Annotated in this window: 11 protein-coding genes and 1 riboswitch; all 11 genes read right to left on the bottom strand. The window is 67.9% G+C overall.

Annotated elements, in window-relative coordinates:
- Window positions 1-32: 32 nt before the first annotated feature.
- The gene (thiC, locus tag AB7E35_RS05125) at window positions 33-1,910 is read right to left on the bottom strand and encodes a phosphomethylpyrimidine synthase ThiC (protein ID WP_428162250.1); all 1,878 of its coding nucleotides are present in this window, start codon (window positions 1,908-1,910) and stop codon (window positions 33-35) included.
- A gap of 99 nt (window positions 1,911-2,009) precedes the next feature.
- Window positions 2,010-2,131: riboswitch (TPP riboswitch) on the bottom strand.
- 30 nt (window positions 2,132-2,161) lie between these two features.
- Window positions 2,162-2,338: a hypothetical protein gene (locus tag AB7E35_RS05120; RefSeq protein ID WP_428162158.1), complete on the bottom strand. Its 177-nt coding sequence runs from the start codon at window positions 2,336-2,338 to the stop codon at window positions 2,162-2,164.
- 1 nt (window position 2,339) lies between these two features.
- On the bottom strand, window positions 2,340-3,263 hold the full coding sequence (lpxC, locus tag AB7E35_RS05115) for a UDP-3-O-acyl-N-acetylglucosamine deacetylase (protein ID WP_428162157.1): 924 nt from the start codon (window positions 3,261-3,263) through the stop codon (window positions 2,340-2,342).
- A gap of 210 nt (window positions 3,264-3,473) precedes the next feature.
- Window positions 3,474-4,703, bottom strand: a complete 1,230-nt coding sequence (ftsZ, locus tag AB7E35_RS05110; RefSeq protein WP_428162156.1) for a cell division protein FtsZ — start codon at window positions 4,701-4,703, stop codon at window positions 3,474-3,476.
- 165 nt (window positions 4,704-4,868) lie between these two features.
- Entirely contained in the window at window positions 4,869-6,098 is a 1,230-nt protein-coding gene (ftsA, locus tag AB7E35_RS05105; RefSeq protein WP_428162155.1) for a cell division protein FtsA, read from the bottom strand.
- A 5-nt stretch (window positions 6,099-6,103) separates the two neighbouring features.
- Window positions 6,104-7,048, bottom strand: a complete 945-nt coding sequence (locus AB7E35_RS05100) for a cell division protein FtsQ/DivIB (RefSeq protein ID WP_428162154.1) — start codon at window positions 7,046-7,048, stop codon at window positions 6,104-6,106.
- Window positions 7,045-8,043, bottom strand: coding sequence for a D-alanine--D-alanine ligase (locus AB7E35_RS05095; RefSeq protein ID WP_428167182.1), 999 nt, complete (start codon window positions 8,041-8,043; stop codon window positions 7,045-7,047). The genes AB7E35_RS05100 and AB7E35_RS05095 overlap by 4 nt, the downstream gene beginning before the upstream one ends.
- Entirely contained in the window at window positions 8,040-9,473 is a 1,434-nt protein-coding gene (murC, locus tag AB7E35_RS05090) for a UDP-N-acetylmuramate--L-alanine ligase (protein WP_428162152.1), read from the bottom strand. The genes AB7E35_RS05095 and murC overlap by 4 nt, the downstream gene beginning before the upstream one ends.
- 76 nt (window positions 9,474-9,549) lie before the next feature.
- Entirely contained in the window at window positions 9,550-10,623 is a 1,074-nt protein-coding gene (murG, locus tag AB7E35_RS05085) for an undecaprenyldiphospho-muramoylpentapeptide beta-N-acetylglucosaminyltransferase (protein ID WP_428162151.1), read from the bottom strand.
- The gene (gene ftsW, locus AB7E35_RS05080; protein ID WP_428167181.1) at window positions 10,620-11,906 is read right to left on the bottom strand and encodes a putative lipid II flippase FtsW; all 1,287 of its coding nucleotides are present in this window, start codon (window positions 11,904-11,906) and stop codon (window positions 10,620-10,622) included. The genes murG and ftsW overlap by 4 nt, the downstream gene beginning before the upstream one ends.
- Window positions 11,903-12,543: glutamate ligase domain-containing protein (locus tag AB7E35_RS05075; protein ID WP_428167180.1), on the bottom strand; the 641-nt coding region annotated here is incomplete at its 5' end. The genes AB7E35_RS05075 and ftsW, both read right to left, overlap by 4 nt.

The following is a 12,543-nucleotide window of genomic DNA, read 5'->3' as shown; positions in this document are numbered from 1 at the left end:
GGGGGGTGAGCCATTGACCCAACCCTTGGTTTTCAGCTGGCGGGGTGAATGGGCACGTACAGCTCGCCGCCCGTGCGGTTGAACTCCTGGGCCTTGGCCTGCAGGCCCTCTTGTAGCGCTTGCGCCTCGGCCACGCCCTTGGCGGCGGCAAAGTCACGCACTTCCTGCGTGATCTTCATCGAGCAGAACTTGGGCCCGCACATGCTGCAAAAGTGCGCCACCTTGGCCGAGTCTTTGGGCAGGGTCTCGTCGTGGTATTGCTGCGCAGTCTCGGGGTCCAGACCCAGGTTGAACTGGTCTTGCCAGCGGAAGTCAAAGCGCGCCTGGCTCAGCGCATCGTCGCGCGCGCGCGCGCCCGGGTGGCCCTTGGCCACGTCGGCCGCATGGGCTGCGATCCTGTAGGCGATGATGCCCTGCTTGACGTCATCGCGGTCGGGCAGGCCCAGGTGCTCCTTGGGCGTGACGTAGCACAGCATGGCCGTGCCCATCCAGCCAATCATCGCGGCGCCAATGGCGCTGGCGATGTGGTCGTAGCCGGGGGCGATGTCGATGGTCAGCGGGCCCAGGGTGTAGAACGGTGCCTCGTGGCAGGTCTTGAGCTGCTCGGTCATGTTGGCCTGGATCATGTGCATGGGCACGTGGCCGGGGCCTTCGATCATGGTCTGCACGTCGTGCTTCCAGGCGATTTGCGTCAGCTCGCCCAGGGTGTGCAGCTCGGCAAACTGCGCCTCGTCGTTGGCATCGGACGCGCAGCCGGGGCGCAGGCCGTCGCCCAGGCTGAACGACACGTCGTACGCCTTCATGATGTCGCAGATGTCCTCGAAGTGCTCGTACAAAAAACTCTCGCGGTGGTGCGCCATGCACCACTTGGCCATGATGGAGCCGCCGCGCGAGACGATGCCGGTGCGGCGGTTGGCCGTGAGGTGGATGTAGGCCAGACGCACGCCGGCGTGGATGGTGAAGTAGTCCACGCCCTGCTCGGCCTGCTCGACCAGGGTGTCGCGGAAGATCTCCCAGGTCAGGTCCTCGGCAATGCCGCCCACCTTTTCCAGCGCCTGGTAGATGGGCACCGTGCCAATCGGCACGGGCGAGTTGCGCACGATCCAGTCGCGCGTGGTGTGGATGTTCTTGCCGGTGGACAGGTCCATCACGTTGTCCGCGCCCCAGCGGATGGCCCAGACGAGCTTTTCCACCTCTTCCTCGATGCTGGAGGTGACGGCCGAGTTGCCGATGTTGGCGTTGATCTTGACCTTGAAGTTGCGCCCGATGGCCATGGGCTCCACCTCGGGGTGGTTGATGTTGGCCGGGATGATGGCGCGGCCGCGCGCCACCTCGTCGCGCACGAACTCGGGCGTGATGATCTTGGGGATGCTGGCGCCCATCGGGTTGCCGGCCAGGCGCTGCTCGCGCGCGGCGTCCTGCTGGTATTGCGCCATCCATTCGCGGCGGCCGTTTTCGCGCAGGGCCACGTATTCCATTTCGGGGGTGATGATGCCGCGCTTGGCGTAGTGCATTTGCGTGACGTTGGCGCCGCTCCTGGCGCGCAAGGGCTGGCGTTGCAGGGCAGCGGCTTCGGCACGCAGCTGGGCCAGCCGGTCGCCGTCCTCGGCCTTCTGGCCGTCGTCCAGCGCCTTGCGCACGCGGCCCTCGTAGCTTTCGGTGTCGCCTCGCGCGGCGATCCATTCGCCGCGCACGCTGGCCAGGCCCTTGCGCACGTCGATCTGCACGGCAGGGTCGGTGTAGGGGCCAGAGGTGTCATAGACGCTGACCACCTCGCCGTTGGTGAGCTGGATATCCCGCACGGGCACACGCAGGCCGGGATGGTTGCCCGTGAGGTAGGACTTGGTGGAGGCGGGAAACGGTTCGCGCGTGAGGGCCAGCAGGCTGGCGAACTTGTCGGGGGCATTCATGGCGGGCAGCTCCTTCATCAGGGATGGATGGAATTGCTCCGCTATCGATCGCATGGCAAAAGCCTGAGCGCCCCCTGGCGGGTGCGCGCGGCCCTCTCCCCATTCGACTGCAGCTCTTCTTACGCTGGCATTACCCAGATCAAGTTCGCGGTTCCGGCGGTCAGGTCCGCCATCTCAGCACGCCCAGAAAATCATTTCTACGTGCACCCCGGAGCGGGGGCGAGTATAGGTGACTTGACGCGCGGCAAGCGCTACAGCACACGCTCCAGGATAAGCACCAGAAAAAACATGAACGCCGCAATGACCGTCCATTTGAGGATCACCAGGCCAAAGCGCTTGTAGCGCTGCTGGCCGGTTGCGACAAAGAAGGCAAACGACACGCCCGCCGCAATCAGCAGCAGCATCACGGCCCAGCGGAAGATCAGCATGTCACCACGCCCGCACGGGCTGCGCAAAGCCCGCGGGTGCCTGGCGCTCATTGTCAAAGCTCACCACCTCCCACGCGTCAGGCTGTGACAGCAGCTCGCGCAGCAGCTGGTTGTTCATGGCGTGGCCGGACCGGAAGGCGCTGTAGGCCGCCAGCAGCGGCTTGCCCACAAGGTACAGGTCGCCAATGGCGTCGAGAATCTTGTGCCGGGCAAACTCTGCGTCGTAGCGCAGGCCGTCGGAATTGAGCACCTTGTAGTCGTCCATGACGATGGCGTTGTCCAGCCCGCCGCCCAGCGCCAGGCCGCTGGAGCGCAGGGCCTCCACGTCCTTGGTGAAGCCGAAGGTGCGCGCGCGGGCGATGTCGCGCGCGTAGTTGCCCTCGCCAAAGTCGAACTCCACGCTTTGCCCCGTGGAATCGACGGCCGGGTGGGCAAAGTCGATGTCAAAGCGCAGCTTGAAGCCGTGGTAGGGCTCCAGGCGCGCCCACTTGAGTTGCTGGCCCTCGCCCTGGCGCACTTCCACCGTGCGCTTCACGCGGATGAAGCGCTTGGGCGCGTTTTGCAGCTCCACGCCCGCGCTTTGCAGCAGGAACACGAACGATGCCGAGGAGCCGTCGAGGATGGGCACTTCTTCGGCGGTGATGTCGATGTAGAGGTTGTCCAGCCCCAGCCCGGCGCAGGCCGACATGAGGTGCTCCACCGTATGCACCTTGGCGCCCCCTGCGCCGATGGTCGAGGCCATGCGCGTATCGACCACGGCGGTGGCGTTGATGGGGATGTCCACGGGCTCGGGCAGATCCACGCGGCGAAACACAATGCCCGTGTCCGCCGCAGCGGGGCGCAACGTCAGTTCGACCCGCTGGCCGCTGTGCAGGCCCACGCCCACGGCGCGGGTCAGGGTTTTGATGGTGCGTTGCTGGAGCATCGGGGCATTTTAGTGGCCCGGTCTCAAAGTGAGCGCCCATGTTCCTCTATGACCTTCATAGAAAAACAAAGTGCCTGAAACCGGCGCGGCGCACGCCGAAGATGCCGCGCAAGGGCCGCCCCGCCGCGCTGGCGTCATCCCCCTTCCCTGAGCGCGCAGCGCGCAAAGGGATGGGGGAAGCGGCGAAGCCGCTCAGGGGGAAGTGCCGAATCAGTCAGCCTGCCGACGCAAAAAGGCCGGAATCTCCAGATCGTCCATGCCGCCCGACGACAGGGCATCGACACGCGCTGCGGCCTGGGTGCGGTTGGTGCGCCAGACGCTGGGCACGGCCATGCTGCCGTAGTCGGTCTGGGCCGTGCCGCCCACCATGCCGCCTGGCACACCCAGCGCAGCACCGGCCGCAGGCATCTGGTAGGCCACGTTGTCGGTGCCGGTGCGCAAGCTGCCCTGCACCACCTGCATGGTCTGGCGGCGCGCGCCCTGGCGCGACAGGCCCGTGGCCACCACCGTCACGCGGATGTCTTCGCCCAGGCTGTCGTCATAGGCGGCGCCGAAGATGACATGCGCATCCGGCGAGGCGTAGGCGTTGATGGTGTTCATCGCCTGGCGCGACTCGGACAGCTTCAGGCTGCCCTTGCTGGCCGTCACCAGCACCAGCACGCCCTTGGCGCCCGACAGGTCGATTCCCTCCAGCAGCGGGCAGGCGATGGCCTGCTCGGCGGCAATGCGGGCGCGGTCGGGGCCGCTGGCGGTGGCCGTGCCCATCATGGCCTTGCCGGGCTCGCCCATCACGGTGCGCACGTCTTCAAAGTCCACGTTCACCTGGCCGTACTCGTTGATGATCTCGGCGATGCCGCCCACGGCGTTCTTGAGCACGTCGTTGGCGTGCGCGAAGGCTTCGTCCTGGGTGATGTCGTCGCCCAGCACCTCAAGCAGCTTTTCGTTGAGCACGACGATCAGCGAATCGACGTTGGCTTCCAGCTCGGCCAGTCCCTCGTCGGCGTTCTTCATGCGGCGGCCACCCTCCCAGTCGAAGGGCTTGGTGACCACGCCCACGGTGAGGATGCCCATTTCCTTGGCGATGCGCGCAATCACAGGCGCCGCGCCGGTGCCGGTGCCGCCGCCCATGCCGGCGGTGATGAACAGCATGTGCGCGCCCTGGATCGCCTGGCGGATGTCGGTTTCGGCGGCCTCTGCGGCTTCGCGGGCCATGGCCGGCTTGCTGCCTGCGCCCAGGCCACTGCCACCCAGCTGGATGATGCGGTGCGCCGCGCTGCGCGTGAGCGCCTGCGCGTCGGTGTTGGCGCAGACGAATTCCACGCCCTGCACGCAGCGCGAAATCATGTGCTCGACAGCGTTGCCGCCGCCGCCGCCGACACCGATCACCTTGATCTGCGTGCCCTGGTTGAACTCTTCGGACTCGATCATTTCGATGGTCATGATGGTGCTCCTGAAACTACTGGGTGATTTGCAATTGCTGAAAAAAGGGGAAATCGTTGGTATGGCGCGGGTTGCGCGCCAGGTGGCGGCCCGGTGCTTTGCCACCGGCCGCGGGGTCTGGGGTGCGGGCTGGCGCGGGCCATCCAAAGGCATGGGTAGTTCATGTCAGAAGTTCCCCACGATGAAGTCCTTGAAGCGGCCGAAAGCGGTCTTCACCGAGCCGCTTTTCTGCGCCACCTTGAAGCCGCGCAGGCGCGCCTGGCGCGCCTCTTCCAGCAGGCCCATGACGGTGGCCGCACGCGGCTGGGCGATCATGTCGGCCAGCGCCCCCGAATACTTGGGCAGGCCGCGGCGCACGGGCTTGAGGAAGATGTCCTCGCCCAGCTCCACCATGCCCGGCATGACCGAGCTGCCGCCCGTCAGCACGATGCCCGACGACAGCACCTCTTCGTAACCGGACTCGCGGATCACCTGCTGCACCAGCGAGAAGATCTCTTCCACCCGCGGCTCGATCACGCCGGCCAGCGCCTGCTTGCTGAGCATGCGCGGGTTGCGGTCGCCCAGGCCGGGCACTTCCACCTGCGCCTCGGGGTCGGCCAGCAGCTGCTTGGCGTAGCCGCTTTCCACCTTGATGTCCTCGGCGTCCTTGGTCGGCGTGCGCAGCGCCATGGCGATGTCGCTGGTGATCAGGTCGCCGGCAATCGGGATCACGGCCGTGTGGCGGATCGCGCCGCCGGTGAAGATGGCCACATCAGTGGTGCCCGCGCCGATGTCCACCACGGCCACGCCCAGCTCGCGCTCGTCGTCGGTCAGCACGGCCTGGCTGCTGGCCAGCGGGTTGAGCAGCAGCTGCTCCACGTCCAGCCCGCAGCGGCGCACGCATTTGATGATGTTCTCGGCCGCGCTCTGCGCGCCGGTGACGATGTGGATCTTGGCCTCCAGGCGGATGCCGCTCATGCCGATGGGCTCCTTCACGTCCTGCCCGTCGATCACGAACTCCTGCGGCGCCACCAGCAGCAGGCGTTGGTCGCTGGAGATGTTGATGGCCTTGGCCGTCTCCAGCACGCGCGCCACGTCGGTCGGCGTGACCTCCTTGTCCTTGACGGCCACCATGCCGCTGGAGTTGAGGCCGCGGATATGGCTGCCCGTGATGCCGGTGTACACCCGCTGGATCTTGCAGTCGGCCATCAGCTCGGCCTCTTTCAGCGCCTGCTGGATGCTTTGCACCGTGGCGTCGATGTTGACCACCACGCCGCGCTTGAGGCCGTTGCTGGGCGCCACGCCCAGGCCCGCCAGCTTCAGCTCGCCACCGGGCAGCACCTCGGCGACGACCGCCATGACTTTGGCGGTGCCGATGTCCAGCCCCACGACCACATCTTTGTACTCTCTTGCCATAGTTTTCAGTCCTCCCCTCGGGTGTTGTGTCCCGCCAATTTGGCTTTTGCCTCCGTGCGCGCTGCGGCTGCCTTGCGGGCTGCCTGGTCGGCGGCTTTTTGTGCGGCTTTTTGTGCGGCCTTTTCTGCCGCTTTCGCTGCCGCTTTCTCTGCCGCCGCCCGCAGCGCCTCGTTGGCCACCGTGGTCACGCCGCGCAGGCGCAGCGCGTAACCGCTTTCATGGCGCAGGTCGGCGTACTCCAGCGCATCCACGCGCCGGCCCTGCTGCTGCGCCACGGCAGGCAGGGTGTTGACCAGCCGGCGCACGCGCTCCAGCAGCACCTCGGGGGTGCCGCTGCCCAGTTCCAGCACGGCGGCGTTTTCCAGCGTGACGCGCCAGCCGCCGTTGTCTTTGAGCTCCAGCGTGTCGATCCCCGAGCCCAGCGGCGCCAGCGCTGGCATCAGGCGCTGGTACATCTGCAGGATCTCGGCCGAGCGCTGCGGCACACCCACCAGGCGCGGCAGGCGGCCTTGCTCCAGATCACCGGCATCGGCCTCAAATACCTCGCCGTGGCTGTTGACCAACATGTCGCTGCCCTCACTGCCCTCGGCGCCCCAGAAGGCCACTACGTCATGCTCTTGCAGCTGCACGCGCAGGCTGGCGGGAAACTCGCGGCGCACCTGGGCGCTGCGCACCCAGGGCACCTGCTCGAAGGCGTGGCGCGCAGCCTGCAGGTCGATGGTGAAGAAATTGCCCTCCAGCTGCGGCGCCACGTTGGCGCGCAGGCTGATGGCGCTGGTGTGCACCGGGTCGCCCTCCACGGCGATCTGCCGTATGGCAAACACCGGGTGGCGCAGCAGCCAGCTCCCGCCCGCCACCAGCACGCCCACGGCGCAGCCGATGAACAAGACCGTGGCGGTCATGTTCATCAGGCGCACGTCCAGGGGTGCGGGCAGCGTGGCGGTCGTCATGGCTGCTCCTGCCCTCCTGCCGCGCCGGCGCGGCCCTGCAGCGCGTCCAGCGAGGCGCTGGCCAGGATGCGCAGGCACAGGTCGGGGTAGCTGATGCCGCTGGCCTGGGCCGACATGGGCACCAGCGAATGCCCGGTCATGCCGGGCGAGGTGTTGATTTCCAGCAAAAAGGGCTGGCGGTCGCTCTTGCGGATCATGATGTCCGCACGCGCCCAGCCGCGGCAGCCCAGCGTGCGGTAGGCGTGCACGACGATGCGCTGGATCTCGCGCTCCTCGGCCTCGCTCAGTCCGCTGGGGCAGTGGTACTGGGTGGCGTCGGCAAAGTATTTGTTCTGGTAGTCGTAGTTGCCCTCGGGCGCCACGATGCGGATCACCGGCAGCGCGCGCGCCTCGCCGCCCTGACCCAGCACCGGGCAGGTGGTCTCGTCACCGTCGATGAACTGCTCGCACAGCACCTCGGGGTCGTGCTGCGCGGCCAGCAGGTAGGCCTGCTCGCACTGGCCCAGCGAGGTCACCTTGGTCAGACCGATGGTGGAGCCCTCGCGCGAGGGCTTGACGATCATGGGCGTGCCCAGCTCTTGAAAGGCCTGCGCCGTCTCGGCACTGCTGGCCACCAGGCGCCAGTCGGGCGTGGGCAGGCCCTCGAAGCGCCAGATGCGCTTGGTCATGATCTTGTCCATGGCGATGCTGGAGGCCATCACGCCGGAGCCGGTGTAGGGAATGCCCAGCAGTTCCAGCGCGCCCTGCACCGTGCCGTCTTCGCCGTGGCGGCCGTGCAGCGCGATGAAGCAGCGGGTGTAGCCGTGGGTTTTCAGCTCGGACAGGTCACTGTGCGCCGGATCGAACGCATGGGCATCCACCCCGCGCGAGCGCAGCGCCTGCAGCACGCCGCCGCCGGACATCAGCGACACCTCGCGCTCGGCCGAGGTGCCGCCCATCAGCACGGCCACCTTGCCCAGCGCCTTCACATCAATGTTTTGGTCATTTTGGATCATAGCGCCCGTCCTTCCTGCGCTAGCAGCTCACTTTTTTGTAGCAACTCAACCACCTTGGCGGGCACGCCGCCGATGGAGCCCGCGCCCATGCACAGCACCACGTCGCCGCCCCGCGCGCCGGTGGCGATGCGCTGGGGCATGTCGGCCACGTTGTCGATGAACACCGGCTCGACCAGCCCCGCCACGCGCAGCGCGCGCGCCAGCGACCGGCCATCGGCGGCGACGATGGGCGCCTCGCCAGCGGCATAGACCTCGGTCAGCAGTACGGCATCGGCCGTGCCGAGCACTTTCACAAAATCTTCGAAACAGTCGCGCGTGCGGCTGTAGCGGTGCGGCTGGAAGGCCAGCACCAGGCGCCGGCCCGGGTAGGCGCCGCGCGCTGCGGCCAGGGTGGCGGCCATCTCGACGGGGTGGTGGCCGTAGTCCTCGATGAGGGTGAACTGCCCGCCGTCCTGCGCGGGCAGGTCGCCGTGGCGCTGGAAGCGCCGTCCCACGCCGGTAAAGCCGGCCAGCGCGCGCAGCACGGCTGCGTCGGGCACGTTCAGCTCCACGGCCACGGCAATGGCCGCCAGGGCGTTGAGCACGTTGTGCTCGCCCGCCAGGTTGAGCACCACATCCAGATCGGGCAGCGTGACGCCGTTGCGCCGCTGCACCGTGAAGTGCATCTGCGTGCCCACGGCGCGGACTTGAACGGCGCGCACCTCGGCCCCTTCGCTCAGGCCGTAGCTGGTCACCGGACAGGTCACCAGCGGCAGGATGTCGCGGATCGCCGGGTTGTCGATGCACAAAATGGCCGTGCCGTAAAACGGCATGCGGTGCAGAAAGTCCACGAAGGCCTGCTTGAGCCGGCCAAAGTCATGGCCATAGGTTTCCATGTGGTCGGCGTCAATGTTGGTGACCACGGCCATCACGGGCAGCAGGTTCAGGAACGACGCGTCGGACTCGTCGGCCTCGACCACGATGTACTCGCCCTGGCCCAGCTTGGCGTTGGTGCCCGCGCTGTTCAGGCGCCCGCCGATCACGAAGGTGGGGTCCAGCCCCGCCTCGGCCAGCACGCTGGCCACCAGGCTGGTGGTGGTGGTCTTGCCGTGCGCGCCGGCAATGGCGATGCCCTTGCGCAGGCGCATCAGCTCGGCCAGCATCAGCGCGCGCGGCACCACGGGAATCTTGCGCTCGCGCGCGGCCAGCACCTCGGGGTTGTCGGCCTGCACAGCCGTGGAAGTGACCACCGCGTCCGCGCCCGCGATATGCGCCGCGGCATGGCCCACGTGGGTGGCCACGCCCAGTGACTGCAGGCGGCGCAGCGTAGGGCTGTCGGACAGGTCCGAGCCCGACACGCCGTAGCCCAGGTTGTGCAGCACCTCGGCAATGCCGCACATGCCCGAGCCGCCCACGCCGACGAAATGGATGTGGCGAATGGCCTGCTTCATGGCGTGCCCCCGGCGCAGCACAACTCGTCGGCGTGCTGCAGGTTCACGACGAAGTGGATATGGCGAATGGCTTGCTTCATGCGGCCAGCTCCTCGCACGCGGAGACCACCTCGCGGGTGGCTTGTGTTTTCTGCATCGTTTTAGCCTTTAGCGCCCGCTCCATCAGCGCGGGGCGCTCTGTATTCAATAGCATTTCAGCCAACCAGCGCGGCGTCAGGTCGGGCTGTTGCACCAGCCAGCCGCCGCCCGCATCGACAAGAAAGCGCGCGTTGGTGGTCTGGTGGTCGTCCACCGCATGCGGAAACGGCACAAACACCGCGGCCGCGCCCACGGCGGCGATCTCGGTGACGGTGCTGGCGCCCGCGCGGCAGACGATCACGTCGGCCTCGGCATAGGCCGCGGCCGTGTCGTCGATGAAAGGTGTCAGCTGGGCCTGCACGCCCGCCGCCTCGTAGTTGGCGCGCAGTTGCTCGATCTGCGTGGCGCCGCTTTGGTGCGTGACCTGGGGGCGCTGGTCTGCCGGGATGAGCGCCAGCGCCTGCGGCACGATCTCGTTGAGCGCGCGCGCACCCAGGCTGCCGCCCACCACTAGCAGCTTCAGCGGGCCGGTGCGCCCGGCAAAGCGCTCGGCCGGGGCGGGTTGCCGCGTGAACGCGGCGCGCAGCGGGTTGCCCACCCACTGGCCCTTTTTCAGCACGCCGGGGAAGGCGGTGAAGATGCGGTCGGCCACGCCAGCCAGCACCTTGTTGGCCATGCCGGCCACCGAGTTCTGCTCATGCAGCACCAGCGGCTTGCCGGCCAGCACGGCCATCATGCCGCCGGGGAAGGTGACGTAGCCGCCCATGCCCACCACCACGTCGGGGCGCACGCGCCGCACCACGGCCAGCGCCTGCCAGAAGGCGCGCAGCAGCTTGAGGGGCAGCAGCGCCAGCGTGGCCAGGCCCTTGCCGCGCACGCCCGAAAAATCGATGGTCTGCAGCGCAAAACCATGCTGCGGCACGATGCGCGACTCCATGCTGCCGGGCGTGCCCAGCCAGTGCACCTGCCAGCCGCGCGCGCGCAGCTCCTCGGCCACGGCCAGGCCGGGGAAGATGTGGCCGCCCGTGCCGCCGGCCATGATGAGTGCGACCTTGTCGCGCTGGCCCGTCATGCGCGGCCTCCACGCATGAGCAGTTTGTTTTCGTAATCCACCCGCAGCACCACCGCAATGGCCACCAGATTCATCAGGATGGCCGAGCCGCCATAGCTCATGAACGGCAGGGTGAGGCCCTTGGTGGGCAGCGCGCCCAGGTTCACGCCCATGTTGATGAAGGCCTGAAAACCCACCCAGATGGCCACGCCCTGCGCCACCAGGCCGGAGAACACGCGGTCCAGTGCAATCGCCTGGCGGCCGATGTGCATGATGCGGCGCGTCAGCCACAGAAACAGCACGATCAGCACCAGCACTCCGACCAGGCCGAACTCTTCGCCGATCACGGCCAGCAGGAAGTCGGTGTGCGCCTCGGGCAGCCAGTGCAGTTTTTCCACGCTGGCGCCCAGGCCCACGCCAAAGATTTCGCCGCGACCAAAGGCAATCAGCGAGTGCGACAGCTGGTAGCCCTTGCCCAGCGCGTGCTCCTGGCTGAACGGGTCGAGGTAGGCAAACACCCGCTCGCGCCGCCAGGGCGAGCTGGCAATCATCAGCCCGAAGGCCGCCACCAGAATGCCGCTGATCAGAAAGAACATGCGGGCGTTCACCCCGCCCAGAAACAGGATGCCCATGGCAATCACCGCCACCACCAGGAAGGCGCCCATGTCCGGCTCGGCCAGCAGCAGCACGCCGACGACGGCCACGGCCGTGGCCATGGGCACCACGGCGCGAAAGAAGCGCTCTTTCACATCCATCTTGCGCACCATGTAGTCGGCCGCGTAGATCAGCACCGCAAACTTGGCCAGCTCGGACGGCTGGAAGTTCATCACCCCCAGGCTGAGCCAGCGCCGCGCGCCGTTGACCATGGTGCCCCCATGCGGGATCAGCACCGCAATCAGCAGCGCAATGGAGACCAGAAACAGCGCCGGCGCCATGCGCTCCCAGGTTTGCATGGAAACCTGGAAGGCGAACAGCGCCCCCACAAAGCCCACACCGATGGCAAGCGCGTGCCGCACCACGAAATGCGTGGGCGCGATGTTGCCAAAGCGCGGGTTGTCGGGCATGGCAATCGAGGCCGAATACACCATCACCACACTGAAGGCCAGCAGCAGCACCACCGCCCACAGCAGCGCCTGGTCAAAGCCCAGCACATGCGCGGGCGTGGCGGCGGTGCGGCGGTACTCGGTGCCGCCCACGCGCACGGGCAGCACGTCGGCGTCGCGCGCCGGTGCCGCGCCCACCCAGGCCAGCAGGCGCCGCCACGCGCTGGGGCGGCTGTGCAGCGGGTTGGTCGCGCCCGTCATGCCAGCCCCCCTTGCAGCGGCTGACCGGCCTCTTCGGCCAGGGCCTGCACTGCATCGCGAAACACCTGGGCGCGGTGCGCGTAGTTGTCGAACATGTCCAGGCTGGCGCAGGCCGGCGACAGCAGCACGGCGTCGCCCGCGTGGGCGCGCTGCGCGGCCAGCTGCACGGCGCCGGGCAGCGTGGCGGCGTCCAGCAGCGGCACGCCGCAGTCCTGCAGCGCAGCGCGAATCTGCGGCCCGTCGCGCCCGATCAGCACCACGGCGCGGGCGTAGCGCGCCACCGGCGCGGCCAGGGGTGAAAAATCCTGCCCCTTGCCGTCGCCGCCCAGAATCACCACCAGGCGCCGGTCGGCCCCCAGCCCGGTCAGTGCAGCCACCGTGGCGCCCACGTTGGTGCCCTTGCTGTCGTCGAAGTATTCCACCTCGCGCACGATGCCCACGGGCTCCACGCGGTGCGGCTCGCCGCGGTATTCGCGCAGGCCGTACAGCATGGGCCCCAGCGGGCAGCCCGCGGCCTGGGCCAGCGCCAGCGCGGCCAGGGCGTTGATGGCGTTGTGCCGGCCGCGGATGCGCAGGGCGCCCTCGGGCATCAGGCGCTGGATGTGCAGGTCGGCCTGTTGCGCCCGGGCACCCTTGG

The organism is Diaphorobacter sp. (assembly GCF_050251835.1).
Classification (GTDB): domain Bacteria; phylum Pseudomonadota; class Gammaproteobacteria; order Burkholderiales; family Burkholderiaceae_C; genus JBFXIE01.
This window is presented reverse-complemented; position numbering and strand designations above follow the sequence as displayed.

Coding starts and splice junctions, on each gene's coding strand:
- ftsW (WP_428167181.1), bottom strand. CDS start 11,906: ATGACGGGCGCGACCAACCCGCTGCACAGCCGCCCCAGCGCGTGGCGG.
- AB7E35_RS05100 (WP_428162154.1), bottom strand. CDS start 7,048: ATGACGACCGCCACGCTGCCCGCACCCCTGGACGTGCGCCTGATGAAC.
- murG (WP_428162151.1), bottom strand. CDS start 10,623: ATGACGGGCCAGCGCGACAAGGTCGCACTCATCATGGCCGGCGGCACG.
- lpxC (WP_428162157.1), bottom strand. CDS start 3,263: ATGCTCCAGCAACGCACCATCAAAACCCTGACCCGCGCCGTGGGCGTG.
- AB7E35_RS05095 (WP_428167182.1), bottom strand. CDS start 8,043: ATGATCCAAAATGACCAAAACATTGATGTGAAGGCGCTGGGCAAGGTG.
- thiC (WP_428162250.1), bottom strand. CDS start 1,910: ATGAATGCCCCCGACAAGTTCGCCAGCCTGCTGGCCCTCACGCGCGAA.
- AB7E35_RS05120 (WP_428162158.1), bottom strand. CDS start 2,338: ATGCTGATCTTCCGCTGGGCCGTGATGCTGCTGCTGATTGCGGCGGGC.
- ftsA (WP_428162155.1), bottom strand. CDS start 6,098: ATGGCAAGAGAGTACAAAGATGTGGTCGTGGGGCTGGACATCGGCACC.
- murC (WP_428162152.1), bottom strand. CDS start 9,473: ATGAAGCAGGCCATTCGCCACATCCATTTCGTCGGCGTGGGCGGCTCG.
- ftsZ (WP_428162156.1), bottom strand. CDS start 4,703: ATGACCATCGAAATGATCGAGTCCGAAGAGTTCAACCAGGGCACGCAG.